The organism is Pseudomonas fluorescens (assembly GCF_018614655.1).
Classification (GTDB): domain Bacteria; phylum Pseudomonadota; class Gammaproteobacteria; order Pseudomonadales; family Pseudomonadaceae; genus Aquipseudomonas; species Aquipseudomonas fluorescens_BX.
In genome coordinates, this window is the sequence record NZ_JAGGOG010000016.1 from 383,912 (window position 1) to 410,449 (window position 26,538).

Here is a 26,538-nt window from a genome sequence, read left to right on the forward strand (position 1 = left end):
CGGGTTACCACCAATACTTTCCGAAGTTTTCCGGGTTGGCCCAGAAGCGGGCGTTCAGCCAGTCCGGCACCTGTTTATAGTCAAGCAGATCGTAGGTAAACAGCGTCAATACTTGATCATCACGCTGAAAACGCTCGCTGGCTTGCAGGGCCAGGGAGAAAAAGTCGGTTTCCTTCCAGTCGCACGCGCCGAGGTCCACCAGTACCGCGATGCGGCTGGCATTGAGGTTACGAATGCCACCCAACAGCGTCAGACCCGCAGGTTTTGACAGGTGTTCCAGGCAATCGACCACCAGCGCCAGATCAAAGCGCTGGGCGGCCAATGTTTCAGGCAAAGGTCCTGGCTTGGCGAACGACACGACGGTATCGGGATGTGCCTCTTTGAACGCATCAAGGGCCCCGAACTGACTCGCACCCAATAGCAGCAGGCGTTTTGGGGCATGCAGATCGAGCAAGGCAGCGAGCGCTTGCTGAGGTGTACGGGAAGAAATACCGGCGGTCATCGAAAATCCTCACATCTGGACCGTAGAGACTAGCCTGCCTGAGCGTGCGGGCCTAGAGCGGGGCGCTGGATAAAGTCTGCGAACAGCGTTCTCGGCCAATGAATACTGGGGTGTGACACGCTGGCGCAGATGAAAAGAGCGGTCTTTACTCCAGCCATCGGCTCCCGGCCGATCCCCTCAGGAGAAATCAAATGAGCATCATGCGGACAGCTCTACCCTTGGTTCTGCTAACCGGAGTATTGACAGGTTGCGCAGGCTTGCAGAAAACCGACTGGCCCACCTGCGCTGCCCTTGGCGGGGTGACCGGCGCCGCCCTCGGCGCGACCGAAAGTTCGTCATGGGCGGGCGGTGGCGCGCTGTTGATTGGCGGTATGGCCGGCGCCTGGTGCTGGGTCCATGGCGACGGTGACGAAGACGGCGATGGCGTGCCAGACAGCCGCGACAAGTGCCCGGGCACCCCCAAAGGCGTGCAGGTTGATGCCAATGGCTGCCCACCGGCACCTGTAGCGGTGGTCGAGGAAGTGGTGGTGGTCACGGAAGAAACCATCGTGATTCGCGATGTTCACTTCCAGTTCGACTCGGCCAAGCTCACGGCGGCGGATAAAACCAAACTCGACATCATCGCCACTCGTCTGAAAAAAGAAGCCCCGAGCGCGCAACTGCGCGTCAGCGGCCATACCGACAGCGTCGGCAAAGACGCCTACAACCAAAAACTCTCGGAAAAACGCGCCCATTCGGTGACCGATTATCTGGTCAGTTCCGGCGTACCCCACAGCAGCTTCGTCTCGGTAACCGGGGCGGGTGAAAGCCATCCGGTGGCAGACAACAAAACTGCAGAAGGCCGCGCCCTCAATCGTCGGGTTGAGGTTCAGATCAACCGCTGACAGATCCATCGCCCCTGTGGGCTCCACAGGGGCTTTGCTGGTCCACTCGCCCTCAAGTTTTTTTATCCTTCACTGGCAAATCGCCTGTAGAAGTCGTTACTGTGCGCCCAAAGAATAATGTGCAAGGGGAGCGTGCGGGATGAAGGTGTTTTGGGGGTTGGGGAAGTTCCTGACGTTGTTGTTCTGGGTTGTAGTGGTGATCAACTTGTTCAAACCGTTGATCAATCCGTTTCATCTGTTGGTCAACCTGGCCGGCAGTCTTTTGCTTGTGACCCATCTGTTGGAGTTGCTGTTATTCAACGGCAGCGTGAAAAACCGTGCCCATCCCTGGCGTGACCGTTTGCAGATTTTGCTGGTGGGTATGTTCCATTTGCAGAGCCTTCCGGCGCCCGTACCCGTTGCTGATGTAAATGAGGAGGCCAATCATGCGTAAGGTTTTTCTATTGGCCCTGCTGGTTAGCCCTGTAGCCATTGCCCAGAGCGTCAGCGTCGAGACCAACTCGTTGATGCGCCTGCCCAACAGCAGCAGTGTGTTGCAGCTGGAGCGGCTGGACGTGGCTGATTACGGCACTTTGCTGATTCCTTCCACGGTCACCCAGGTCAATGTCGACGAATTGCACCTGGGCCGCGAAGCCCGGATCGCCATCGTGCCCAGCAGCACCGGCCTGCAACTGCAGGTGCGCCACGCGCAACTGGAGCATGGCAGCCAGATCACCTCTCGCGGCGCCCCCGGGACCCATGAGAAACCGGCCAAGCCGGGACGTGACCTGACCTTGCGTATCCAATCCTTGAGCGCCGATGAACTGTCGGTGGACGCCCGGGGTGGCGCCGGAGCCCAAGGTTATTCCGGCCTTGACGGTGCCAATGGTGAAGACCCGGGTTGTACCTGGGGCTCGGCCGGGCGCGGTGCCAATGGTGACAACGGAGGTGACGGGTTGGCAGGTGCTGCGGGCGCGCAGGTACGGGTCGAATTGCCTCAGGATTATCCGAGCGAGCAGATCAAGGTTTGGGTGGATGGTGGCGCCGGTGGTTTGGCGGGTACCGCGGGCAAGCCTGGAAAGGGTGGGCAGTCCAAGGGTTGCCTGGTGTATCGCGCCGATGGCGGCGAGAAAGGCCGGCCGGGGCTTGAAGGGCAGCCGGGTGTGGCGGGGCCTGCGGGTTCTGTGACCGTTCAGCGCCTCTGAATCGAATGATCTGACGCCTTCGCGAGCAGGCCCGCTCCCACACTTGACCGTGTACATCCTGAAGGAATGCGGTCGAAATGTGGGAGCGGGCTTGCTCGCGAAGGCGGTGTATGGGGCGCTTCAGAACATCGGCCGTGCCGACGCCACGGCCACCAGCACCAACCCGACAATCAGATTGATCCCCACCAACTTGCGAATTTGCCCCAGGGCAGCAGCACCTGCCGGCCAATCCTCAGCCGCCACCGCCGTGCGCAGTTCCGGCAGCTTCAGCGCCTGGATGCGGATAAACAGCGCCGTCATCACCACATACAAGCCCATCATGATCTGCACATAACGCGGCGCGGTCTCAAACCCGTTGAAGCGCAATTGCAGCAGGCCGACACCGCTGATCGGCAATACCAGCACCGCCACCCAGACCCACACGAAAAAACGTTGAAACACATTCACCCACAGTTTCAGCCGTGCAGGGCCCTCAAGCGCGGCCATGGCGGCCGGGCGCAGGATCATCCAGGCGAAAAACATACCGCCGACCCAGATCAGGGCGGCCAGTACATGCAGGGTGTAAGCGAGGCTAAAGACGGTCATTGGGGTACTCCGTTCTGCGCGGGATTAATTAGCGGGGTATGATAGCGGCCGATCCGAACCACTGAAAATTTATCCAGCGTTTTTTGCGCCCGACTATCCATGATCAGCACTGAACTCAAAACCACGATCCAGGGCGCCTACACGCGTTTTCTCGAAGCCAAGAGCTTGAAACCGCGGTACGGCCAGCGCCTGATGATCGCTGAAGTCGCCAAGGTCCTCGGAGATATCGACACCGACGACGAAGGCCGGCGCAGTGGCGACCCTGCGGTGGTGGCTGTCGAAGCCGGCACCGGTACCGGGAAAACCGTGGCCTACAGCCTGGCCGCGATCCCCACCGCCAAGGCCGCAGGCAAGCGCCTGGTGATTGCCACGGCTACCGTGGCCCTGCAGGAACAGATCGTCTACAAAGACCTGCCGGACTTGATGCGCAACAGCGGCCTGAACTTTACCTTCGCCCTGGCCAAGGGCCGTGGCCGGTATATGTGCCTGTCCAAGCTCGACGTGCTGTTGCAGGAAGGCCATGCGCAAACTGCCACTGCGTCGTTGTTCGAAGAAGAAGGCTTCAAGATCGAGGTCGATGAGGCCAGTCAGAAGCTGTTTACCAGCATGATCGAGAAGCTGGCCGGTAATAAGTGGGACGGCGACCGCGACAGCTGGCCCAATGCGCTGGAAGATTCCGACTGGGCTCGCCTGACCACCGACCATAGCCAATGCACCAACCGCCACTGCCCCAATTTCGGCCAGTGCGCCTTCTACAAGGCCCGGGAAGGCATGGGCAAGGTCGACGTTATCGTCACCAACCATGACATGGTCCTCGCCGACCTGGCCCTGGGCGGCGGCGCCGTGCTGCCGGACCCGCGTGACACGCTCTACGTGTTCGACGAAGGTCACCACCTGCCGGACAAGGCCATCGGCCACTTCGCCCACTACACTCGGCTGCGTTCCACTGCCGACTGGCTGGAAACCACCGCCAAGAACCTCACCAAGTTGCTGGCCCAGCACCCATTGCCCGGCGATCTCGGTAAGTTCATCGAGCAGGTTCCGGAGCTGGCGCGAGAGATCAAGACCCAACAACAGTTCATGTTCAGCGCCTGTGAGCAGGTAGCGGACTTCAAGCCCGGCGAAGATGTGGAAGGCCGCGAGCGCCCGCGCCACCGTTTTGTCGGCGGGATGATTCCCGAGCATATGCGGGAAATGGGCATTGAGTTGAAGAAGGGCTTCTCCCGCCTGACCGACCTGTTCACCCGCCTGACTGATCTGCTCAAGGAAGGCATGGATGGCGAGGTTAACATCGGCATCGCCAGCAACCAGGCCGAAGAGTGGTACCCGCTGTTTGGCAGCCTGTTGTCCCGCTCCCAGGGCAACTGGGAGCTGTGGACAGCGTTCACCGCCGAAGACCCGGAAGACAACCCGCCCATGGCCCGCTGGCTGACGCTGTCGGAAAGCGGTGCGCTGTTCGATATCGAGGTCAACGCCAGCCCGATCCTCGCGGCGGAAATGCTGCGGCGCAACCTGTGGAACGTGGCCTATGGTGCCTTGGTTACCTCGGCAACGCTGACGGCCCTGGGCACCTTCGATCGATTTCGTATGCGCGCCGGCCTGCCAAAAACGGCCGTCACTGCAGTGGTGCCGAGTCCGTTCCATCACGCCGATGCCGGCGTGCTGCGGGTACCCGACCTCAAGGCCGACCCACGGGATGCGCCGGCCCACACGGCGGCGATCATCCGTGACCTGCCGTCTTTGGTGGAAGGTTCCAAAGGTACCCTGGTGCTGTTCTCGTCCCGCAAGCAGATGCAGGACGTATTCGACGGCCTGGACCGCGACTGGCGTAAACAGGTGTTTATCCAGGGTAACCTGTCGAAACAGGAAACCCTGAACAAGCACAAGGCGCGGGTTGATGGCGGTGACTCCAGCGTATTGTTCGGCCTGGCGAGTTTCGCCGAGGGCGTGGACTTGCCCGGTGCCTACTGCGAACACGTGGTGATCGCCAAGATCCCGTTCTCGGTGCCGGATGATCCCGTTGAAGCGGCATTGGCCGAGTGGATCGAAGCCCGGGGCGGTAACCCGTTCATGGAAATCTCGGTGCCGGACGCGTCCTTGAAACTGGTCCAGGCCTGTGGTCGCCTGCTGCGTACCGAACAGGATCGCGGCACCATCACCTTGCTTGACCGCCGCTTGGTCACCCAACGTTACGGCAAAGCTATCCTTAACGCGTTGCCGCCGTTCCGCCGCGAAATATCTTGAGCCATCGTGGGCGAAATCGCCCACTTCGTGGTCTATCTCACCGTTATTGATTTATGTCATCAGGCCATTCATCGGCCGTTTGGGAGAACCTTGTTCGTATGATTCGCACGCTGCCCGCTCTTTTTGCCTTATTGTTCGCCGCGCCGTTGCTGGCGGCGCCTGCCGGACAGCAAACGCTGTTCAACTTTGTCCGGCCCGCCGACGTGGTCAAAGTGGCGACCCAGGACGCCAGCCTGCCGCAATACAACGCCGAACAAACCCCGGAAGGTGAAGTGTTGCGCCGTATCACGTTCAACCCGGCGGCAGAGCCGAGCCTGGTACTCAGCCCGCAGACGGGCGCCTGGGATTGGTCCCAGTCCAGCGCGATGAGCTTGCGTATCCAGAGTGCGATGGATTGGGCGCTGACCCTGTACGTCAAGGTCCAGAGCAATGACGGCAAGACCCTGGTCAGCCGCATCGACTTACCGGCCGGCCCGGCGCAGACCCTGCTGATCCCGCTGCAAGCCAACTCTCCCCTGAGTCAGGGTATGAAGGCGGGTCCGCTGATGCCGATGACGGTGGAGGGCCAGCGTGTGTTGTTGGCCAGCAGTGCAGGGGAAGTCGACCGCAGCCAGATAGTGTCGGTGACGCTATCGATGATCCAGCCCAACGTGGCCCAAAGCATTCTGTTGGAACGCTTCGGGGTGCAGGACAGCGAGCCGGTGCTCAAGGCCGTCTACAGCGACTTGGTCGATGCCTACGGGCAGTCCAATCGTGGCAAGTGGCCTGAGAAAGTCAGCAGCGATGAGCAGTTGAAAGCCGCTGCGACCAAGGAACAGCAACAACTCAAGGGCTGGCTCGCTGAGCGTGACCGTTCGTCCCTGGACAAGTTTGGCGGTTGGAACAAAGGCCCGGCCTTCGACGCCAGCGGCTTTTTTCGCACTGAGAAGCGCGAAGGTCGCTGGTACCTGGTGACTCCGCAAGGTCATCCGTTCTATTCCCTGGGGGTCAACACCGTCGCCCCGGATAACAACCAGACGTATGTGGCAGGGCGCGAATGGATGTTTGCCGCACTGCCCAAGGCTGGTGAGCCGTTCGACAAGTATTACGGCAGTGGCGACAACCGTAGCGGCAACGGCGCCGATCAAGGGCGTGGCTTCAACACCGGCCGTTGGTACGACTTCTATGGCGCCAACCTGCAGCGCACCTACGGCCAGCCCTGCGTGCCCGATGTACACAAGGCTGATGACGCGAAAGCCGAGCCGGCTGTGCCTTGCACGTCAGAAAGTTTCGACCAGAAACGTTGGGTCAGCCACACTCTGGACCGCCTGCAAGCCTGGGGATTCAACACCGTCGGCAACTGGAGTGCTCCTGAGCTGGCAACCGCTGACCGTGTGCCGTACACCTTGCCGTTGTCGATCGTCGGCGATTACGCCAGCATCAGCACCGGTACCGATTGGTGGGGCGGAATGCCTGATCCCTTCGATCCGCGCTTTGCGATGGCTACCGAGCGTGCGGTGGCGATTGCTGCCCGTGACCATCGTGATGATCCGTGGTTGATCGGCTTTTTTGCCGATAACGAACTGGCCTGGGCCGGTCCGGGAGACGACGCGAAATCTCGTTACGCCCTGGCCTATGGCACCTTGCGCATGACCACCGACGTACCGGCCAAGCGGGCCTTTCTCAAGCAACTGCGGGACAAGTATCGCAACCAGGCAGGCTTGTCGCGGGCCTGGGGCATTGACCTGCCGGCCTGGGAACTGATGGAAGACCCGGGTTTTGTGCCGCCGATGCCAAGTCCTGAACACCCGGAAATCGAAGCGGACTTCAAATACTTCCAGAAGACCTTCGCCGATGCTTATTTCAAGACCATCTCCGACGCGCTGAAATGGCATGCACCCAATCAGCTGTTGCTGGGTGGCCGCTATGCCGTGAGCACACCGGAAGCCGTAGCGTCCTGTGCGCAGTATTGCGATGTGCTGAGCTTCAATATGTACACCCTCAAACCCCAGGACGGTTATGACTTTGCAGCCTTGCGCGCGCTGGACAAACCCGTGCTGATCACCGAAGTCAACTTCGGCTCGAACGATCGTGGCCCGTTCTGGGGCGGCGTGACCCAACTGGCCCGGGAAGAAGACCGTGGCCCGGCGTATGCCAATTTCCTCAAGCAGGCGATGGCCGAGCCGTCGATTGTTGGCGTGCACTGGTTTCAGTACCTTGACCAGCCTGTCACCGGCCGGCTGTTGGACGGTGAAAACGGTCACTTTGGTTTGGTGGGCATCACCGATGTGCCGTTCCAGGGCTTTGTCGACAGCGTGCGCAAAAGCAACCTGGCAGCGGTCGATCAGTTGGGCAAGGAAGCCCAAAAAGCCAAGGCGGCCAATGCAGCCCACGCCGGTGACGGCGGCAAGCCCGGCCATGAAGGTAAAGGCGCCGGGCAGGGGGCTGGTCATGCTGGCGGGCATTCGGGAAATGGTCATTGATTCATCGGTAACGGGTTTCCAAATCCCCCAATCGCTGGAACAATGTCGACCACTTTATGCGGTACTTTTTCCAGGGGGCTTCGGTGCAGATTCAGGGTCATTACGAGCTTAAGTTCGAAGCGGTGCGTGAAGCCTTTGCCGCGCTGTTCGATGACCCTCAGGAGCGTGGCGCCGCGTTGTGTATCCAGATCGGCGGTGAGACTGTCGTTGATCTTTGGGCGGGTACTGCGGACAAGGATGGCAGTGAGGCCTGGCACAGCGACACCATTGCCAACCTGTTCTCCTGCACCAAGACCTTTACCGCCGTCACCGCCCTGCAACTGGTGGCCGAGGGCAAGTTGCAACTCGACGCGCCAGTGGCCAGGTATTGGCCGGAATTCGCCGCGGCGGGCAAGGAATCCATCACCCTGCGCCATCTGCTCTGCCATCAGGCCGGGTTGCCGGCGCTGCGTGAGACGCTCCCTGCCGAAGCCCTGTACGACTGGCAAATGATGGTTGATGCACTGGCTGCTGAAGCCCCGTGGTGGAAGTTGGGCGAAGGCCATGGTTATGCCGCGATTACCTACGGCTGGCTGGTGGGAGAGCTGTTGCGCCGGGCCGATGGTCGCGGGCCGGGAGAGTCCATCGTGGCCAGGGTTGCACGGCCACTGGGCCTGGACTTTCATGTCGGGTTGGCCGATGAAGAATTTTACAGAGTCGCGCATATTGCCCGGGGCAAGGGCAATATGGGTGATGAGGCGGCGCAGCGTTTATTGCAAGTAACAATGCGCGAACCCATGGCCATGACTACGCGTGCATTTACCAATCCACCGTCTATTCTCACCAGCACTAATAAACCTGAATGGCGGCGCATGCAGCAGCCGGCGGCAAATGGTCACGGTAATGCCCGTAGCCTGGCGGGCTTTTATAGCGGGTTACTGGACGGTAGTTTGCTGGAGGCGGATATGCTCGAAGAGTTGACCCGCGAACACAGTATTGGCCCGGATAAAACCTTATTGACTCAAACACGATTTGGCCTGGGCTGCATGTTGGATCAATCCCAGGTGCCGAATGCAACTTTCGGCCTTGGCCCGCGGGCTTTCGGGCATCCGGGGGCGGGCGGCTCAGTGGGCTTTGCGGATCCGGAATATGATGTAGCCTTCGGTTTTGTGACTAATACCCTGGGACCTTATGTATTGATGGACCCGAGAGCGCAAAAGTTAGTAAGAATATTGGCCGGTTGTCTGTAAATAGCTTGCTGTTGCGTGATTTTTTGTTACAAAGGCGTCTATAAAGCGTTGCTCAAAAAGACGCCGGACGAAATGCTGTAACTTTAATGTTCTAGAAGCGTCTGTTTAACGGGTCATCTAGACCCTTGGTTTTTTCTCATTTTGTGGAAATCTCATGTTATCGAACAAGTCCTTGGCATTGGCGCTCTGCCTCACTATTACCGGTTGCGCACAAACTCCGCAGAATGATGCGGAAGGTGGGCCTTGGTGGTCATTCGGTTCCGACAAGACAGCTTCCAAGGACGACTCAGCCGTAGCCGGTGCTAAGCCGGATGCCAAACCCAGCGTTACAGCCAAGGCTGATGCGCCTGTAAAACCCGACGCTGCGTCGGTTGCCAAGGCAGATACCGGCTATAGCTGGTGGCCTTTCTCCGCCAAAAGCGCCGATGAAAAGGCTGCCGATGCCAAAGCTGACCTGAAAGCCGATCTCGCTGCTGCAACGCCTGCATCGACTGCTGCACCGGTTGCCAAGACCGATGCCGAGCCTCACTGGTGGTGGCCGTTCGAAAGCAAGCCAAAGCCGTTGTCCAAGGTAGACGTGACCAACGTCCCGATGCCGGACCCGAAAATCACCCAGGCCTGGCTGGACGACTATGAGCCGCGTTTGCGCACGGCCATCAAGGGCACCAACCTGGTACTTGAACGTCGCGACAACGTGCTGGTGGTGATTGCCCCGGTTGATGGTTCCTACAACCCGAAGCGTCCAGCCATGTTGCTGCCGGTAACCCTCGGTCCTTTCACCCGCGTAGCCAAGGCGGTTGAAAGCGATCCGAAGACCGCTGTTTTGGTTCTGGGCCACGTTGATGGCACGGGTACCGGCCCTCAGAGCCAGGCCCTGACCAAAGAGCGTGCGCAATCCATTGCTTCGATTTTCAGCCTCAGCGGCTTGAAACAGGATCGTCTGATGCTGCGTGGCATGGGTGACCTGATGCCACGTGCCGCCAACGACAGCACCCAGGGCCGCGCCTTGAACCGTCGTATGGAGATCATGTTCACCCAGCGCACCACCATGTTGGCCTTGCTCAGCAAGTACAACTCGGCGAACCCGCCGAAGGCTGAAATGGTGGCTGTGCAGGACGTTCCGGCACCTGTTGCTCCAGCGGCGAAAAAAGCTACCTCTGCGAAAAAGGCCCCGGCCAAGAAAGCTGCTGCCAAGCCTGCCGCCAAGACTGCGGCTAAAAAAGCCCCAGCCAAAGCAGCCGCGAAAAAGCCAGCACCGGCCAAAGCTGCTGCGCCAGCGGCGTCGAACGACCAGGCAAAAAACTGATCCGCTGAGCAAGAAGGATAAAGCCGCATGACCCAGGCACTGGCCGATATGCGCCGTGACTACACACGGGACGGTTTGAGCGAGGCGCAGGCCCCGGACGAACCGTTTGCCTTGTTCCACCAGTGGTTCAGCGATGCGGTGAAAACCGAGCAGCCACCGGTGGAGGCCAATGCCATGACCCTGGCCACGGTCGACCAGGACGGTCGCCCGCACTGCCGGATCCTGCTGCTCAAGGGGCTGGATGCACAGGGCTTTACCTTCTTCACCAATTATCAGAGTGCCAAGGGCGAACAACTCGCCGCTCGGCCCTTTGCTGCCATGACCTTCTTCTGGCCAACCCTGGAGCGCCAAGTGCGGATCGAGGGGCGGGTAGTCAAGGTTACGCCGCAGGAATCGGACGCTTACTATCAGGTCCGCCCTCTGGGCAGCCGCCTGGGCGCTTGGGCTTCCCCCCAGAGCCGGATAATCAAGGACCGCGAGGAGTTGCAAGACTTGCTCAAGGCCACCGAGCAGCGTTTCAGTGACACCCAGCCTGACTGTCCCGAACATTGGGGCGGTTATCGCCTGCTGCCGGAGCGCATCGAGTTTTGGCAGGGCCGTGCAAGCCGTCTGCATGACCGGCTGAACTACCGCTTGCAGGGTGCCGACTGGACCCGTGAGCGGTTGGCACCGTAATACTTGTTGATCGCCCGTGGCCGCAATGGCTACGGGACTTCGTAATCATGCGCTGCGTCCTGCAGCCCTCGTGGTAAATCCCCCAACTTGACCTTCCTCACCCTTCGGGCGGTGCAACGTGCTACCGTTCGTCGAGTTTTGTGGTACTGCTAGTCTGTACTAGGGCTGAATGAAAGCAATTTTATGCCGGGCATGCCGTGACAGGCGTCAAGCTGCGGAGTTTAATGAATACTTGTCCTTTGGAGTTGATGCTATGCGTAAGTCTGTTTTACTGGTTGCCTGCTTTACCACCATGTCGTTGCTGCTGGGTGGCTGCGCCTCGAGTCTGACGGGCGACTCCTATTCCCGTGACGAAGCGCGTCGTGTACAGACCGTGCGCATGGGCACCATCGAATCCCTGCGTCCGGTGAAAATCGAAGGCACCAAGACCCCAATTGGCGGCGCTGCTGGCGCGGTCATCGGTGGTGTTGGCGGCAGCGCCATCGGCGGCGGTCGTGGCAGCATCGTCACCGCAGTCATCGGCGCCGTAGCCGGCGGCCTGCTGGGTTCGGCCACCGAAGAAGGCCTGACCCGCACCCAAGGCGTTGAAATCACTGTTCGCGAAGACGACGGCAGCATGCGCGCCTACGTTCAAGCCGTTCAGGAAAATGAAATCTTCCGCATCGGTGATCGTGTTCGCATCATGACCGTTGATGGGACCAGCCGCGTTACTCGTTAAGGGTCAATGCAGCGGGAAAAGAAAACCCCAACCGGGTGACGGGTTGGGGTTTTTTGTTGGTGCGGTTTTTCATTCTCGTGCGCGTGTTCCGATGAAGTATTCCAGATCGCCGCGAAGGCTGATATTGAGCAGAGTCGCTAACTGTGAGACCTGATGTTTTGTAAGCTCCAACTCTCCTGGCTCCAGTTCCTCAAGGGGTTTTGATTCTGTGAGTTGTGCTGCGGCTTGGTTAAGCTGGTCCCCTTCAATATCAAATTTGAATTGCAGCGAATCGTCTTTTTTCTCGTCAGGGTAAAAACCAGTAATTGATAGGTACACCATGGGGGTTGCTCTCATTATTGACGTGTGGTGGTTCTTCCCGGCTTTGCTTCTTTGGTTTGTTCACCGGTTATATGGTTGAACTCGCCAAGGTGAACCGCAAACCTGTCGAACTTTTCTACTGCGTTACTTTCGTAGTCCCATTCGTAAATTCTCCCTTTTTTATCAACCCACCTTGCCCTTCTTTTGCCTCCACCCCGAACAGAGGTTTTAGATTTGACGGGTAATGCATCAGGGAAGACTGGGAGTGTTGCGGGGGCGCCGTAGTACTTATGATCTCCCGGTCGAACACTTACCACCACGTACAGCGGTCTAACCCCGGAGTCCGCCGGAAACACCAGAATGAAATCCCGGTACTCCGGCGGGTAGATTGGGTCGACGATGATGTTGGCGGCAGCCTCAGTCGGCGGATACACCCAGATATGGGGAGACTGCGGCGCAGACTCCAGCGCCGGTATGCCGAGGGTGTCAGCAGGATCAAGCGCGGGTGTCCAGATCAGTTCGACCCCGTCGCCCAGGTCGGCCACGTATTGCGAGCCACGCAGGCCAAACTGCACGACATCGACCATTTCCCAGTCGGGGTTTTTCCCGGTGTAGAACGCGTAGCCTTTGAGGCTGCCGCTGGCCTGTTGCTCGATATGCAGGCGAACCCGTGTGCGGGCCCGGGGCAGGGCGCGAAGTTGTTCATCGCTATAAAGAGCACCGTCACCGAGGTTTGAAGGCCAGATCAGCGCTGCCAGGCCCACCATCAACCCGGTCGCGACAGCACCTGCGGCAGCTCCGGCAGCGGAGGTGATGCTGGAACCGCTCAGGGCGAGTGTTCCCAGACCGACTGGCAGTGCGCTGCCACTTATTTTCTTGAGGTGCAGTAGCCCTGCGTCATCCGTCTCGCGGCCGCCAAGCAGGACATGCTCGCCGTAGTCCGCCAAACGGTCTGAGGGTATGAAACCAGAGGGGTTGCTGTAGTTGATGATCGCGCTCGGCAAGTTGCAGGACTTGGCGAATACGCAACCCACAATGGGTGGCAGGGTGGGTTGTCGTTCAACCTTGGTGCGAGTCTCGTAAGCCTCCTGGCGGGCAAGCATGGCGTCATATGCGTTTTGCCGGGCCTCACTGTCCGCCAGTTCGCGCGCGTTCATGTGCTCAAGGCGTCGATAGCCTCCGGCTCCGGTTCCGTAGGATCGCCAGACTTGGGGTACATCCTTGTTGTTTGCCATCGCGCCCTCCTGGCGTCATAACGAAGCCCGGCTCAATGCCGGGAGCACGACGTTATTGGAAGCGCAGGGAGAGGGATGTAGGAGGGTTCTGCGAGGAGGTGGTGAACTGGCTGAAAAGGGTAAGTACTCCGGTGTGAACGCAAGTGCGCCCACACCGGAACCGCGGCAGAGGTTAAGGCTGAACCACTGCTTGCTTGCGACTCGCCATTGCGGTCACCGCATAACCAATCAGCGCCGCCAGGATGGAACCGGTAAGAATCCCCATGCGGTCCATGCCGGCGTATTCACTGCTGCCCGGTATGAACGCCAGAGAGCCGACAAACAGGCTCATGGTGAAGCCGATGCCACACAGGATCGCGACCCCCAGCACCTGGCCCCAGTTGGCGCCGCTGGGCAGGGCCGCGAGGCCGGCTTTCACGGCGAGCCAGGTCAGGCCGAAGACACCGACGGTCTTGCCCACCAGCAAGCCGGCAGCAATGCCCATCGGCACATGGTGGGTGAAGCTTTCCAGGTTGACCCCGGCCAGCGACACACCGGCGTTGGCGAAGGCGAACAACGGCAGGATGCCATAGGCTACCCAGGGGTGCAGGGCGTGCTCCAGGTTCAGCAGCGGCGAGGGTTCAGCATTTTTGGTGCGCAACGGAATGCAGAACGCCAGGGTGACACCCGCCAGCGTGGCGTGAACGCCGCTCTTGAGTACACACACCCACAGGATCAGGCCGATGATCATATAGGGGCCGAGTTTGACTACCCCCAGCCGATTCATCGCAATCAAGGCGATCAGGCAGGCCCCCGCGCCAGCCAAGGAGGCCCCGGACAGGTCACTGGAATAGAAAATCGCGATGACGATAATTGCACCGAGGTCGTCAATGATGGCCAGGGTCATCAGAAACAGTTTCAGCGACACCGGTACCCGCTTGCCCAGCAGGGCAAGAACGCCCAGGGCGAAGGCGATATCGGTGGCCATGGGGATCGCCCAGCCACCGAGCGCCGCCGGGTTGTCCTTGTTCAGCGCCCAGTAGATCAGCGCCGGAACGACCATGCCACCGATAGCGGCTGCGCCCGGCAGTACAATCTGCGAAGGCTTGGACAGGTGGCCGTCGAGCAACTCGCGCTTGACCTCCAGGCCGATCAGCAGGAAAAACAGGGCCATCAGGCCATCGTTGATCCACAACAGCGCTGGCTTGGCGATTTTCAGTGCGCCAATCTGTGCTACTACTGGCACATCAAGGAAACCGGCATAGAGGTGCGACAACGGCGAATTATTGATGATCAGGGCCAGCGCGGCGGCGGCGATCAATAACAGACCGCTGGCGGCTTCCAGCTGGAAGAAACGGGTGACAGTGCTACGCAGAGGCAAGGGATGCTCTCCAATCAAGGTTCAATAGGTGGGTACCCTAACCCGTACCGTTAGTTGTTAAAACAAAAGTTATATTCTTTTTTGTTATAAGAAGAGGGTAGAGTGGGTATTGCGCCAGAGTCCAGCAATTGTGTGTCCAATTGAGTCTGGACTGTATCTGTGTGAAGTGTAGGAAACATCCTAAGATCGAGATTGAAAACCTTAGAGAAGCCAACCATGAGCGACAACCGACCTTGGGCCCGCGAAGCCATTCGCATTATTGAAGCGGACTTCCAGCGCAGCGCCGACACTCACCTGATCCCCTTGCCGTTGCCGGGTTTACCGGGTATCGAATTGTACTTCAAGGATGAGTCGAGTCACCCCACTGGCAGCCTCAAACATCGGTTGGCCCGTTCGTTATTTCTCTATGCGTTGTGTAATGGTTGGCTCAAACCCGGCGCGCCGGTGATCGAGGCATCCAGCGGTTCCACGGCGATTTCCGAGGCGTACTTCGCGCGTCTGCTGGGCCTGCCGTTTATTGCGGTGATGCCGGCAACCACGTCCCAGGAAAAGATTGCCCAGATCGCCTTTTACGGTGGCAAGAGCCATCTGGTACAGGATCCGACGCAGATTTACGCCGAGTCCGAACGCCTGGCCCGGGAAAGCGGTGGTCACTTCATGGACCAGTTCACCTACGCCGAACGCGCCACCGACTGGCGGGCAAACAACAATATTGCCGAGTCGATCTTCCAGCAGCTGCGCTTTGAACGGTATCCGGAGCCGAGCTGGCTGATTTCCAGCCCGGGTACCGGGGGCACAACGGCAACCCTGGGGCGGTATGTGCGTTATCGCCAGCATTGCACCCGTGTGCTGTGTGCGGATGCCGAGCGCTCGGTGTTCTTTGACTATTACTTGACCGGGGACGCCACGCTGCGCCTGGACTGCGGTTCGCGGATCGAAGGCATTGGCCGGCCACGGGTTGAGGCGTCGTTCCTGCCCAAGGTGATTGATGCCATGGTCAAGGTGCCGGACGCGTTATCGCTGGCAGCCATGCATTACCTGGCTCAACGCCTGGGGCGGCGAGTGGGCGGTTCCAGCGGGACCAACCTGGTGGGTGCCTTGATGGCGGCGCAGCAGATGAAGTTGGCGGGGGAGAGTGGGTCGATCGTGGCGATCTTGTGCGATGGCGGTGAGCGCTATGCCACTACCTATTACGATCCGGTATGGCTGGCGGCGCAGGGGTATGAACTGGACGGCTTGATGGCGGCTGTTGCGGCCAGTGTGGAGCGAGGAGAAGCGCTGCCGGACAGCGTGTTGCGCGCGAATATCTGAACCTTTGCAGGAGCTGGCAAGCCAGCTCCTGCAAACGCGGTATCAGGCCTCGATGCCCAACATGTCCCGTGCCACAGCCTCGGCAATCCGAATCCCATCGACGCCCGCTGACAGAATCCCACCGGCATAACCAGCCCCTTCACCGGCTGGAAACAGGCCCTTCACATTCAAACTCTGCATCGTTTCGTTGCGCGTAATCCGCAGCGGCGATGAAGTGCGGGTCTCGATCCCGGTCAATACCGCGTCGTGCAACGAGTAACCTTTGATCTGCTTCTCGAACGCGGGCAAGGCTTCGCGGATGGCTTCGATGGCGAAGTCCGGCAAGGCCAGGGCCAGGTCACCCAAGGCGACCCCAGGCTTGTAGGACGGTTCGACAGTCCCGATGGCGGTGGAGGGCTTGCCGGCGATGAAGTCACCCACCAACTGCGCCGGGGCCTCGTAGTTGCTGCCACCGAGGATGAACGCGTGGGACTCCAGGCGCTCCTGTAACTCGATCCCGGCCAGCGGGCCACCCGGATAGTCCACTTCCGGGGTGATGCCTACCACGATCCCGGAGTTGGCGTTGCGTTCGTTGCGCGAGTATTGGCTCATGCCGTTGGTCACGACACGGTTTGGCTCGGAAGTCGCCGCTACCACCGTACCGCCCGGGCACATGCAGAAGCTGTAGACCGAACGTCCGTTCTTGGCGTGGTGCACCAGTTTGTAATCGGCGGCGCCGAGTTTGGGGTGCCCGGCGTATTTGCCCAGGCGTGCGGCGTCGATCAGCGACTGCGGGTGCTCGATCCGGAAACCCACCGAGAACGGCTTGGCTTCCATGTACACACCACGGCCATGCAGCATACGGAAGGTGTCGCGAGCGCTGTGGCCGAGGGCCAGGATCACGTGCTTGGACAGAATCTGCTCGCCGCCATCGACCACCACGCCATTCAGTTGGCCGTCTTCGATCAGCACGTCAGTCACACGTTGTTCAAAGCGCACTTCACCACCGAGGGCGATGATCTGCTGACGCATGGTTTCCACCACGCCCGTCAGCCGGAACGTACCGATGTGCGGCTTGCTGACGTAAAGGATCTCTTCCGGGGCTCCGGCGTTGACGAACTCGTGCAGGACTTTACGCCCGTGAAACTTCGGATCCTTGATCTGGCTGTACAGCTTGCCGTCGGAGAAGGTCCCGGCGCCACCTTCACCGAACTGCACGTTGGATTCCGGGTTAAGCACGCTTTTGCGCCACAGGCCCCAGGTGTCCTTGGTGCGCTGGCGCACTTCCTTGCCACGTTCGAGGATGATCGGCTTGAAGCCCATCTGTGCCAGCAGAAGCCCTGCGAAAATCCCGCAAGGACCAAATCCGACCACGATTGGACGCTCAGTCAGGCCTTCCGGCGCGTGGCCGACCACTTTGTAGCTGACGTCCGGTGCCGGGTTGATGTTGCGATCATCGGCGAACTTGAGCAGCAGGGCCGCTTCGCCTTTGACGTTCAGGTCGACGGTGTAGATGAAGCACAGCTCCGACGATTTCTTGCGGGCGTCGTAGCTGCGTTTGAACAGGGTGAAATCGAGCAGGTCATCACTGGCGATGCCCAGGCGTTGCACGATGGCAGGCCGCAGGTCTTCTTCGGGATGGTCGATGGGCAGCTTGAGTTCGGTGATTCGTAACATGACAGGATCCGGTATGCGGCGTTGGTTGCGGCCGGCGGTTTTGCAAACCGGCGATTATAAGCCCCAATAGCGGTTTGCGGTCATGTTAAAACAGCCCCGGACTGAATCAATCGTCCCGGGAACCGCCGAACGCCGCGCAACCACGCTGTACCTGACCATTGACCCGAAGCTCTGCGCTCATGTGTTGCAGGCTGCCGCTGACGCTGTCGACACACCGTTGCGGGGCAACCCACAGTTCGATGTGCTGGTTGTTGGCTTCGGTCATGAGGTTGAAGCGGCCATCGCCTGACTGCTCTTCCACATAAGGCACTGCCAGTGGTTGTTGGCCTTCACGTTCCAGGACCATGCCCTTGGCGGTGACATTCAATGCCCAGGCCGGCTTGTGGCCGTTGGCCCGCAGGATCATGCGCTTGAAGTCGGGGTCATCGCAGGCTGAGGTCGAACGTTCGACACGGTAGAGCTGTTGCAGGTCGACTTGGCCTTGGGTCCCGCTGGCGACACCGGAAAATTTGCCGCGCAAGTCGGCAAACAGAGCGCCTTGCTGGCCCGCGAGGGAGGCGGCTTCCTGCAGGATGCTGGTACCGCCGGTGTCGTTGACCACATAGTTGCGCTGGTCATGGCAGGGTTGGAACAGCAGTTTTTCGCCGACGGCTGTCAGCTCACCCTGCATACGGGTCAGGCTTGCGAGGGACGGCTTGGCTGGCTCGCTTTCGAACATCTGGCAGGCGGAGAACAGGGGGAGCAGGGCAATCAGCACTAGGGAACGGGCGGCACGCATTATCGGGTCTCCTGATAAGTGCCGCCACGTTACGCAGGCTGGTGGTGCATCACAAGCCCGTTACCCAACGATATAGGTTTGCCCGGTTTGCAGGCCTTCCACGCTTTTCGCGTAGGCCAGTCCCACCTCCGCTCCCGGAACCGGCTTGAAACCACGGAAGTAGGGCGCGTAGCTGCCCATGGCCTCCAGCAGTACGGTCGGGCTCACCGAGTTGATGCGCAGGCCCCGTGGCAGCTCAATCGCCGCCGCTTTCACGAAGGCGTCGATGGCACCGTTGACCAGCGCGGCCGAGGCACCGGTGCGAATCGGGTCACGGTTGAGGATGCCGCTGGTGAATGTGAATGATGCGCCATCGTTGGCGAATTCGCGGCCGATCAGCAGCAAGTTGACCTGGCCCATCAGCTTGTCTTGCAGGCTCAGGTCGAAGTCGGTTTCGCGCATGTCGGCCAAGGGCACGAAGTTAACGCTGCCGGCCGCGCAGATCAGGGCGTCGAACTTGCCGGTTTGCTCGAACAAGCGGCGAATCGAAGCGCTGTCGCTGATGTCGACCTGGAAGTCGCCGCTCTTGCGCCCGATGGCGATGACCTCGTGGCGCTGGGACAGTTCGGCCTTGACCGCAGAACCCACGGTGCCGCTGGCGCCAATCAATAGGATTTTCATCGTGCGGTTTCTCCAGAGAGGTAGGTGAGATTTCAGTCTAGAGTGGTTTTTTCGCTGGATAAACGTGCTAATAGGCAAACTTTGGTTTTCAAATGGAAACAATCCATGAGCGAAATGGATGACCTCGCGGCCTTTGCCGTGTTGATCGAAGCGGGTAGCTTTACCCTGGCGGCCGAGCAACTGGGGTGCAGCAAGGGGCAACTGTCCAAGCGCATCAGCCAGTTGGAGGCCCAGTTTTCCGTAGTGTTACTGCACCGCACCACCCGCAGGCTCAGCCTGACTGCGGCAGGAGCGGCCTTGTTGCCTCAGGCCCAGGCGTTGGTAGTCCAGGTCGAGCTGGCCCGTCAGGCATTGGCCCGACTCAAGGATGACCTGGCTGGGCCGGTGCGTATGACCGTTCCGGTTTCCTTGGGTGAAACCTTCTTCGATGGCCTGTTACTGGAGTTTTCAAGACAGTACCCGCAGGTGCAGATTGAGCTGGAGCTCAACAATGGTTATCGAGACCTGGCTCGGGATGGCTTTGATCTGGCGGTGCGCGCAGGGGCTGCGGATGACGAGCGGTTGGTGGCCAAGCCTCTGTTGGCCTGGCACGAGATGACATGTGCGAGTCCGGCCTACCTGGAGCAGTACGGTGAGCCAGCGACGCCCGCGGAGTTGGCGGGGCATCGCTGCTTGCTCAACAGCCATTACAGCGGTCGCGAAGAGTGGCTGTATCACCAGCAGCACGAACTGTTGCGGGTTCGGGTTTCCGGGACGTTTGCCTCGAATCACTACAACCTGCTGAAAAAGGCTGCCTTGGTGGGCGCCGGTATCGCGCGTCTGCCGTCCTACGTCTTGCAGGCGGAATTGGCTGATGGCCGTTTACGCTGGCTCCTGCGTGACTATCAGACCCGGAGTATGCCGATGTACCTGGTCCACTCTTATCAAGGAGGGCTGCCGCGCCGGACCCAAGTGCTGGCGGATTATCTGGTGCACTGGTTCAAGCGCAGCGGTGAAGCGCTGGATCGGCTTTAACGGTTGCGCCGGGCAATCAAGTGATCAATGGACAGGCGACCCGGCCCCTTGGCCATCAATAGCAGTAGCAGGGCAATCCAGGTGCCGTGGGTGGGGTAGGCGTCCGGGTAGACGAACAGTTGAATGGTCAGTGCCATGCCCAGCAATGCCAATGCCGAGAAACGGGTGGCGAAGCCCACCAGGATCAGGATCGGGAAAAAGTGCTCGGCGAAGGCGGCCAGATGGGCCGCCACTTCCGGCGATAGCAACGGTACGTGATATTCGCTGCGAAACAGGGGCAGGGTGGAGTTGGCCAGGCGTGGCACTCCCAGTTCAAAGGTGCCGTTGATCAGGTCCACGGCAAAACCCTCAACCTTGGTTTGGCCAGACTTCCAGAACACGGCCGCAATCGAAAAGCGTGCGACGAAGGCGATCAGGCTGTAGGGGATTTTTTCGAAAAGCTGGATGACCCGTTGGATCAGGCACGGCGGGGCAGTGTTCATGGCGATACCTTTTGTTCGGTGTGTAAATGAGTGATGGCGCCGTGGCCGATCAGCAGAGCCAGGCATTGGTGCAGGTCGAATTCGGCGGCCGCGTCCAGGGCGTAGGCCAATGACATTTCCATTGGCCAGTCGTTGTTGAGGCTGTTGATAAAGGCCACTGAACCGCTGTCGATGGCGAACACCTTGACCTCAAGGCCGGCGCGCAGAACCAGGGCGCTTTGGGCGTGCAGGGGATTGAGCGTGGCCAGGGACTCTCCCGTCTGGTGCGCCGCCCACAACCCCACCACGGCATAGACCGAGTTCAGGGTCGCGACGCTGGGATGCAGTTGCAGGCGCAACTCGCCCAGGGTGGATTGTTGTTGCAAGGCAGTGATAACGGCCTGCTGATCCAGGGAGAACGCGTCAGTCGCGTGATAAGCCTTCACCCGCAGACGTTCCAGTCGCGCTACATCGGCCAGATACGGCACGCTGTTGGCGGGGGCAAAGCCCTGGATAAAGTCGGCGAAATCATTGCCGTACTCATTGATCAGCGGGCTGTCTGGCGGGAACGCCTGGACGTAGAGCCCCGCCATGGCCCGGAAAAACGCTTCGCCCACCAGTTGCAAGGTCACCGGATAACCGGTGGCCAGGGCATTGATCAATGAGCTGTGAACGTTGTTGCGATAGACCGCAAAACGACTGGCCGGGTCAGCGCCGTTGCTGCTGAACAGGCCTTGGGGACAGGGCCCGTCGAGTGTCAGCAGCGCATTGGCAAACTCATCCTGACGGTTCATGAGAGCACCTCCATCAGATACCGATCGGCCTGGCGTGCTTCGGCATGCAGCACGCTGAAAGCAGGCACCCGATTATCCCGCTCGATCAGTGTGGCCACAGGTCCGGTTCGCTCCAGCACGTGCTGGTACAGGTGCCATACGGCGTTGTCGATGGGCGCGCCATGGTCATCGATCAACAGGCGTTCACCAAGGCTGTCGGTGTCTTCGGCAAAACCTGCCAGATGAATCTCACCCACCGCGTGAAGTGGCAAGGCGTCGATGTAGCTTATGGGATCACGCTGGTGGTTGATGCAGGAGACGTACACGTTGTTGACGTCCAGCAACATACCGCAGCCGGTGCGCCGGATGACTTCGCTGATGAAGAGCGTTTCGTCCAGGGTCGAGGATTGGAATTGCAGATAAGTCGACGGGTTTTCCAGCAGCATTGGCCGCTTGAGGGTGGTTTGCACTTGGTCGATGTGCTCGCACACACGGTTCAGGGTTTCGTGGTCATAGGCCAGGGGTAGCAAGTCGTTGAGAAACACCGGGCCATGGCTTGACCAGGCCAGGTGTTCGGAAAAAGAGTGGGGTTGATAACGTTCGATCAGCATCGTCAGGCGTGCCAGGTGTTCGCGGTTCAGCGGACCTTCGCCGCCGATGGACAGGCCGACACCGTGTAGCGACAGCGGGTACTGCTCGCGAATCAAGCTCAGGTAGTGATGAAAAGGACCACCGGCCACCATGTAGTTTTCGGCATGGACTTCAAAGAAACCAACATCGGGCAGGGTTTCGAGCACTTCGTTGAAGTGCTCGTTCTTGAGCCCCAACCCTGCCCGGCGGGGAAGGCCGGGCGCCTGAGTCTGGGAGGCGAAGTGCGGGGATGAAAGCGTCATCATCAGTACTCAGGCGAAGGGCTGTTTCAGGACTTGGCGGTGAAGGTAGCTTCCTGGCCGAAACCCGTCGGCGAGGTGGTGCTTGGAGTCTTGAGGCAGGTGCCGGCCGGGACCAGTTTCCAGGCATTGGCCTGATCCTTGGTTTTCGAGGTGCCCGCGCAGGAAGTACCGGCGCCCGCAGCGCAATCGTTCTTGCCGGCTTCGGCAATGCCGAAGCATTTCTGCATGTCATCGGCAGCGTGGGCGGTGGTGGTCAGGGCAGACAAGCTCAGGGCGGTACCCAGGGCCAGGGCGAGGGTGGCAGCGGACAGGGAGCGAGTGGTGGTGGTCATGATGTTTCTCCAGCAGTGAGGTTGAGTAAGGAAGCGTTTGTGCTTGCTTACACCACTAGAGAAAGGGGGAGGGGAACCGTTACAGGCCCATCAAGAAAAAACTCAGATATTGCAAAACTGAAGGGGGCACGCAAAACAAATGTGGGAGCGAGCAAGCCCGCTCCCACACAATCTCACTTATTATTCCAGAACGCTTAGCCGCCCAGGTAGGCCTCACGCACCTTTGGATCGGTCAGGAGTTGTTCGCCGCTGCCCTGCATCACCACCCGACCGTTTTCCAGCACGTAAGCCCGGTCGGCGATTTTCAACGCCTGGTTGGCGTTCTGTTCCACCAGGAACACCGTGACCCCGTCCTTGCGCAGTTGCTCGATGATGTCGAAGATCTGCTGGATGATGATCGGCGCCAGCCCCAGGGACGGCTCGTCCAACAGCAGCAGCTTGGGCTTGCTCATCAATGCCCGACCGATGGCGAGCATTTGCTGCTCCCCTCCGGACATGGTGCCGCCACGTTGGTTGAAGCGCTCCTTGAGTCGCGGGAACAGGTGCAACACCTTATCCATCTGTTCCTGATAGTCACCCTTATCGGTGAAGAAACCGCCCATGGCGAGGTTTTCTTCCACGGTCAGGCGAGCAAACACGCGACGGCCTTCCGGCACCACCGCGATGCTCTTGCGCATGATGTCCGAGGAGTGTTGGCCCACCAGTTCTTCACCCAGGTAACGGATGCTGCCGCTGTAAGCCTGGGGCGAACCGCATAGGGTCATCAGCAGGGTGGACTTGCCGGCACCGTTGGCGCCGATCAGCGTAACGATCTCGCCCTGGCGCACTTCGACGTTAACGTCGTGCAACGCCTGGATCTTGCCGTAGAAGGTGGAAACGTTTTCGAATTGCAGCATTTACGCTTCCCCCAAATAGGCTTTGATCACTTCCGGATTGTCGCGGATCTGTTCCGGTGTCCCGTCGGCCAGTGGCGTGCCCTGGTTGATCACCACGATATGGTCGGAAATGCTCATGACCAGTTTCATGTCGTGCTCGATCAGCAACACGGTGGCGTTGTTTTCTTCGCGCAGCACACCGATCAGCGCCTTGAGGTCCTCGGTTTCGCGAGGGTTCAGCCCGGCGGCTGGTTCGTCGAGCATGAGGATCCGTGGGCGGGTCATCATGCAGCGGGCGATTTCCAGCCGACGTTGCTGACCGTAGGCCAGGGTCCCGGCAGGGCGGTTGGCAAACTCGGTGAGGTTGACCTTGTCCAGCCAGTACTCGGCATATTCCATAGCCTCGCGCTCGCTTTTGCGAAACGAAGGCGTCTTGAACAGGCCTGCAAAGAAGTTGGTGTTCAGGTGACGATGCTGGGCGATCAACAGGTTCTCGACCGCTGTCATGTCCTTGAACAACCGCACGTTCTGGAAGGTACGCACCACACCCTTGCGGGCGATTTGATGGCCGGCCAGGCCCTGGATCGGCTGGCCGTCCAACAGGATGCTGCCACCGCTGGGTTTGTAGAAGCCGGTCAGGCAGTTGAACACCGTGGTCTTGCCGGCGCCGTTGGGGCCGATAAGGGCTACAACCTGTTTTTCTTTTACGGTCAGGGCCACGCCGTTGACCGCCAGCAAGCCGCCGAAGCGCATGCTCAAGTTTTCGACTTTCAGGATCTCGCGGCTCATTTGCGCAGCTCCATGTGTGGACGTTGCATGGGCAGCAGGCCTTGAGGACGCCAGATCATCATCAGCACCATCATGGCGCCGAACATCAACATGCGGTATTCACTGAACTCACGCATCATTTCCGGCAGCAGGATCATCACGATCGCCGCCAGGATCACGCCCAGCTGCGAGCCCATGCCACCCAGTACCACGATGGCGAGGATGATCGCCGATTCGATGAAGGTGAATGACTCCGGTGTCACCAAGCCCTGGCGCGCGGCAAAGAAGCTGCCGGCAAAACCGGCGAACGCGGCGCCGAGGGTGAAGGCCGAGAGTTTGATGATGGTAGGGTTCAGACCCAAGGCGCGGCAGGCGATTTCGTCTTCACGCAGCGCTTCCCAGGCACGCCCGATAGGCATGCGCAACAAACGGTTGATCACGAACAGTGCCGCCAGGGCCAGCAACAGGGCCACCAGGTACAGGAACACCACCTTGCTCACCGGGTTGTAATCCATCCCGAAGTACTCATGGAACGTCTGCATCCCCTCGGCTGCGGTGCGGTCAAACGACAGCCCGAAAAACGTCGGCTTGGGAATGCTGCTGATGCCGTTAGGGCCGCCCGTGAGATCCGTGAGGTTACGCAGGAACAGGCGGATGATTTCACCGAAGCCCAGGGTCACGATCGCCAGGTAATCCCCCCGCAAGCGCAACACCGGGAAACCCAGCAGGAAGCCGAAGGTGGCCGCCATCAGGCCGGCGAGTGGCAGGCAGATCCAGAAGCTCCAGCCGAAGTAATGCGACAGCAACGCGTAGGTGTAGGCACCCACGGCGTAGAAGCCCACATAACCCAGGTCCAACAACCCTGCGAGACCGACCACGATGTTCAGGCCCAGGCCGAGCAGCACGTAGATCAGGATCAGGGTCGCGATGTCGACGGCGCCTCGGGAGCCAAAGAACGGCCAGACCAGCGCGGCCACGATCAGGCCGATGATGATCCAGCGCTGGGTGCGCGGCAGGGTCAGGAACTGGCCGACCTTGGGCGAGACCAGCGGGCCACGGTTGGACTTGAACAAGGTACCGACCTGCTGGCTGAACAACACCCGCAGGAACATCAGCACCGAGCACAGGCCAATAACGGACAAGGTCAGGGGGCCGGTGCCATGCACTTCAAGGTTGATCCCGACAATGCTCAACTTCAGCCCGAGTACCGGGAAGGCCACGGCCCACACCAGCAAGGCGCTGAACAGCGCCTGTTTAAGATATTTACTCATACTTTCTCAACCTCCGGACGGCCCAGAATGCCGGTCGGCCGGAACAACAGCACCAGAACCAAAAGACCGAATGCCACCACGTCCTTGTACTGGTCACCGAACACATCGGCGCCAAAGGCTTCGGCCACCCCCAGCACCAGCCCACCGAGCATGGCGCCCGGAATGCTGCCGATGCCGCCCAATACCGCCGCGGTAAAGGCCTTCAGGCCCACCAGGAAACCGGCGTTGGGGTTGATCACGCCATACTGCATGCTCAGCAACACGGCAGCGACGGCCGCCAGTGCGGCACCGATGACGAAGGTCAGGGCGATGATGTTGTTGGTGTTGATCCCCAGCAGGTTGGCCATCTTGATGTCTTCGGCGCAGGCGCGACAGGCACGCCCCAGACGAGAGCGGGAGATGAACAGGGTCAGGCCCAGCATGGCCACCAGGGTGACGACGAAGACCAGGATCTGCATGTAGGAAATCAGGACTTCTTCCGCGCCGCCCGGACCAAAGGAGATGCTCCCCGGGATCAGGTTGGGAATGGATTTGTCCTTGGAGTCCTGGGACAGCAATACAGTGTTCTGCAGGAAAATCGACATGCCGATCGCAGAGATCAGCGGGATCAAACGGTTGCTGCCGCGCAAGGGTCGGTAAGCGACGCGTTCGATACTGTAGCCATAGGCACTGGTCACGACGATCGACGCGATGAACGCGGCGGTCATCAACAGCGGCAGAGAGTGGATACCCATCATGGCCAGCCCGGCAAGGGCGATGAAGGCCACGTAGGAACCAATCATGTATACCTCGCCATGGGCGAAGTTAATCATTCCAATGATGCCGTAAACCATTGTGTAGCCAATGGCTATCAAGGCATAGGTGCTGCCAATGGTCAGCCCATTAACCAGCTGTTGGAAAAAATGATAGATCTCAGGCATTACAGCGCTCCTAAAAACCCGATACGCATTTCACTGGTGGAGTCAATTTCCGGCTCGGTGCCCTGTTCTGTGATCAGGTTGCACAAAGCGTTTGCCAGCGAACCGCTGGTGACGGTTTTAAGATTTTCAGGTGAGCCAGCGC

27 protein-coding genes are annotated in these 26,538 nt (G+C 59.8%); 11 read left to right on the forward strand and 16 right to left on the reverse strand.

What is annotated here, in order from left to right; all coding sequences use genetic code 11:
- Window positions 1–4 precede the first annotated feature (4 nt).
- Window positions 5–502, reverse strand: coding sequence for a DUF6231 family protein (locus J7E41_RS17745; protein ID WP_214994713.1), 498 nt, complete (start codon window positions 500–502; stop codon window positions 5–7).
- A 191-nt stretch (window positions 503–693) separates the two neighbouring features.
- On the opposite strand from J7E41_RS17745, the gene J7E41_RS17750 reads away from it, so the two are divergent.
- The 3 genes from J7E41_RS17750 to J7E41_RS17760 all read left to right on the forward strand — a co-directional run bounded on the left by J7E41_RS17750 (window position 694) and on the right by J7E41_RS17760 (window position 2,570).
- A complete protein-coding gene (locus J7E41_RS17750; protein WP_214994715.1) occupies window positions 694–1,386 on the forward strand; it encodes an OmpA family protein in 693 nt (230 codons plus the stop codon).
- Between the two features lie 139 nt (window positions 1,387–1,525).
- Complete coding sequence (locus J7E41_RS17755; protein WP_214994716.1) at window positions 1,526–1,819, forward strand: DUF1145 domain-containing protein; 294 nt, start codon at window positions 1,526–1,528, stop codon at window positions 1,817–1,819.
- A complete protein-coding gene (locus J7E41_RS17760; protein WP_214994717.1) occupies window positions 1,812–2,570 on the forward strand; it encodes a collagen-like protein in 759 nt (252 codons plus the stop codon). Before J7E41_RS17755 ends, J7E41_RS17760 begins: the two co-directional genes overlap by 8 nt.
- 120 nt (window positions 2,571–2,690) lie before the next feature.
- Here J7E41_RS17760 and J7E41_RS17765 read toward each other — a convergent pair whose 3' ends face one another.
- Window positions 2,691–3,155: a CopD family protein gene (locus J7E41_RS17765; protein ID WP_214994718.1), complete on the reverse strand. Its 465-nt coding sequence runs from the start codon at window positions 3,153–3,155 to the stop codon at window positions 2,691–2,693.
- A gap of 99 nt (window positions 3,156–3,254) precedes the next feature.
- Here J7E41_RS17765 and dinG point away from each other — a divergent pair, with 99 nt between their 5' ends.
- From dinG to J7E41_RS17795, 6 genes are all read left to right on the forward strand, one after another.
- The gene (dinG, locus tag J7E41_RS17770) at window positions 3,255–5,399 is read left to right on the forward strand and encodes an ATP-dependent DNA helicase DinG (protein WP_155581579.1); all 2,145 of its coding nucleotides are present in this window, start codon (window positions 3,255–3,257) and stop codon (window positions 5,397–5,399) included.
- 98 nt (window positions 5,400–5,497) lie between these two features.
- The gene (locus J7E41_RS17775; protein WP_214994719.1) at window positions 5,498–7,861 is read left to right on the forward strand and encodes a beta-galactosidase; all 2,364 of its coding nucleotides are present in this window, start codon (window positions 5,498–5,500) and stop codon (window positions 7,859–7,861) included.
- 83 nt (window positions 7,862–7,944) lie between these two features.
- Window positions 7,945–9,090 carry a serine hydrolase domain-containing protein gene (locus J7E41_RS17780; protein WP_214994778.1) on the forward strand — a complete coding sequence of 382 codons (1,146 nt, stop codon included), beginning with the start codon at window positions 7,945–7,947 and terminating at the stop codon, window positions 9,088–9,090.
- A gap of 154 nt (window positions 9,091–9,244) precedes the next feature.
- Window positions 9,245–10,396, forward strand: a complete 1,152-nt coding sequence (locus J7E41_RS17785) for an OmpA family protein (protein WP_214994720.1) — start codon at window positions 9,245–9,247, stop codon at window positions 10,394–10,396.
- Window positions 10,397–10,423: 27 nt separating this feature from the next.
- The gene (pdxH, locus tag J7E41_RS17790; protein WP_214994721.1) at window positions 10,424–11,071 is read left to right on the forward strand and encodes a pyridoxamine 5'-phosphate oxidase; all 648 of its coding nucleotides are present in this window, start codon (window positions 10,424–10,426) and stop codon (window positions 11,069–11,071) included.
- Window positions 11,072–11,324: 253 nt separating this feature from the next.
- Complete coding sequence (locus tag J7E41_RS17795) at window positions 11,325–11,789, forward strand: glycine zipper 2TM domain-containing protein (protein WP_133099368.1); 465 nt, start codon at window positions 11,325–11,327, stop codon at window positions 11,787–11,789.
- A 69-nt stretch (window positions 11,790–11,858) separates the two neighbouring features.
- On the opposite strand, the gene J7E41_RS17800 is transcribed toward J7E41_RS17795, so the two are convergent.
- The 3 genes from J7E41_RS17800 to nhaA form a co-directional block, all read right to left on the reverse strand.
- Complete coding sequence (locus tag J7E41_RS17800) at window positions 11,859–12,110, reverse strand: pyocin S6 family toxin immunity protein (protein WP_214994723.1); 252 nt, start codon at window positions 12,108–12,110, stop codon at window positions 11,859–11,861.
- A gap of 14 nt (window positions 12,111–12,124) precedes the next feature.
- Window positions 12,125–13,324 carry an S-type pyocin domain-containing protein gene (locus J7E41_RS17805; RefSeq protein WP_214994725.1) on the reverse strand — a complete coding sequence of 400 codons (1,200 nt, stop codon included), beginning with the start codon at window positions 13,322–13,324 and terminating at the stop codon, window positions 12,125–12,127.
- Between the two features lie 172 nt (window positions 13,325–13,496).
- On the reverse strand, window positions 13,497–14,684 hold the full coding sequence (gene nhaA, locus J7E41_RS17810; protein WP_155581571.1) for a Na+/H+ antiporter NhaA: 1,188 nt from the start codon (window positions 14,682–14,684) through the stop codon (window positions 13,497–13,499).
- A gap of 216 nt (window positions 14,685–14,900) precedes the next feature.
- Between nhaA and J7E41_RS17815 the strand changes: the two genes are divergently transcribed.
- Window positions 14,901–15,995 carry a PLP-dependent cysteine synthase family protein gene (locus tag J7E41_RS17815; RefSeq protein WP_214994726.1) on the forward strand — a complete coding sequence of 365 codons (1,095 nt, stop codon included), beginning with the start codon at window positions 14,901–14,903 and terminating at the stop codon, window positions 15,993–15,995.
- Window positions 15,996–16,037: 42 nt separating this feature from the next.
- On the opposite strand, the gene J7E41_RS17820 is transcribed toward J7E41_RS17815, so the two are convergent.
- The 3 genes from J7E41_RS17820 to J7E41_RS17830 all read right to left on the reverse strand — a co-directional run bounded on the left by J7E41_RS17820 (window position 16,038) and on the right by J7E41_RS17830 (window position 19,089).
- On the reverse strand, window positions 16,038–17,651 hold the full coding sequence (locus J7E41_RS17820) for an NAD(P)/FAD-dependent oxidoreductase (RefSeq protein WP_214994728.1): 1,614 nt from the start codon (window positions 17,649–17,651) through the stop codon (window positions 16,038–16,040).
- Between the two features lie 106 nt (window positions 17,652–17,757).
- The gene (locus tag J7E41_RS17825; RefSeq protein WP_214994730.1) at window positions 17,758–18,429 is read right to left on the reverse strand and encodes a COG3650 family protein; all 672 of its coding nucleotides are present in this window, start codon (window positions 18,427–18,429) and stop codon (window positions 17,758–17,760) included.
- Between the two features lie 60 nt (window positions 18,430–18,489).
- On the reverse strand, window positions 18,490–19,089 hold the full coding sequence (locus J7E41_RS17830; protein WP_214994732.1) for a short chain dehydrogenase: 600 nt from the start codon (window positions 19,087–19,089) through the stop codon (window positions 18,490–18,492).
- A 105-nt stretch (window positions 19,090–19,194) separates the two neighbouring features.
- On the opposite strand from J7E41_RS17830, the gene J7E41_RS17835 reads away from it, so the two are divergent.
- Complete coding sequence (locus J7E41_RS17835) at window positions 19,195–20,103, forward strand: LysR family transcriptional regulator (protein WP_214994734.1); 909 nt, start codon at window positions 19,195–19,197, stop codon at window positions 20,101–20,103.
- Here the strand turns inward: J7E41_RS17835 and J7E41_RS17840 are convergent.
- From J7E41_RS17840 to livH, 8 genes are all read right to left on the reverse strand, one after another.
- Window positions 20,100–20,585, reverse strand: coding sequence for a DoxX family protein (locus tag J7E41_RS17840; protein WP_214994736.1), 486 nt, complete (start codon window positions 20,583–20,585; stop codon window positions 20,100–20,102). The two genes, J7E41_RS17835 and J7E41_RS17840, sit on opposite strands and share 4 nt — an antisense overlap.
- Window positions 20,582–21,358, reverse strand: a complete 777-nt coding sequence (locus tag J7E41_RS17845; RefSeq protein ID WP_214994737.1) for an HvfC/BufC N-terminal domain-containing protein — start codon at window positions 21,356–21,358, stop codon at window positions 20,582–20,584. Before J7E41_RS17845 ends, J7E41_RS17840 begins: the two co-directional genes overlap by 4 nt.
- Window positions 21,355–22,233 carry an MNIO family bufferin maturase gene (gene bufB / locus J7E41_RS17850; protein ID WP_214994738.1) on the reverse strand — a complete coding sequence of 293 codons (879 nt, stop codon included), beginning with the start codon at window positions 22,231–22,233 and terminating at the stop codon, window positions 21,355–21,357. The genes J7E41_RS17845 and bufB overlap by 4 nt, the downstream gene beginning before the upstream one ends.
- 23 nt (window positions 22,234–22,256) lie before the next feature.
- Window positions 22,257–22,562: a BufA1 family periplasmic bufferin-type metallophore gene (locus J7E41_RS17855; protein ID WP_214994739.1), complete on the reverse strand. Its 306-nt coding sequence runs from the start codon at window positions 22,560–22,562 to the stop codon at window positions 22,257–22,259.
- A 194-nt stretch (window positions 22,563–22,756) separates the two neighbouring features.
- A complete protein-coding gene (locus J7E41_RS17860) occupies window positions 22,757–23,458 on the reverse strand; it encodes an ABC transporter ATP-binding protein (protein ID WP_155581561.1) in 702 nt (233 codons plus the stop codon).
- A complete protein-coding gene (gene livG, locus J7E41_RS17865) occupies window positions 23,459–24,226 on the reverse strand; it encodes a high-affinity branched-chain amino acid ABC transporter ATP-binding protein LivG (protein WP_214994740.1) in 768 nt (255 codons plus the stop codon).
- Window positions 24,223–25,476 carry a high-affinity branched-chain amino acid ABC transporter permease LivM gene (locus J7E41_RS17870; RefSeq protein ID WP_214994741.1) on the reverse strand — a complete coding sequence of 418 codons (1,254 nt, stop codon included), beginning with the start codon at window positions 25,474–25,476 and terminating at the stop codon, window positions 24,223–24,225. The genes livG and J7E41_RS17870 overlap by 4 nt, the downstream gene beginning before the upstream one ends.
- Entirely contained in the window at window positions 25,473–26,396 is a 924-nt protein-coding gene (gene livH, locus J7E41_RS17875; RefSeq protein ID WP_214994742.1) for a high-affinity branched-chain amino acid ABC transporter permease LivH, read from the reverse strand. The genes J7E41_RS17870 and livH overlap by 4 nt, the downstream gene beginning before the upstream one ends.
- Window positions 26,397–26,538: the final 142 nt, after the last annotated feature.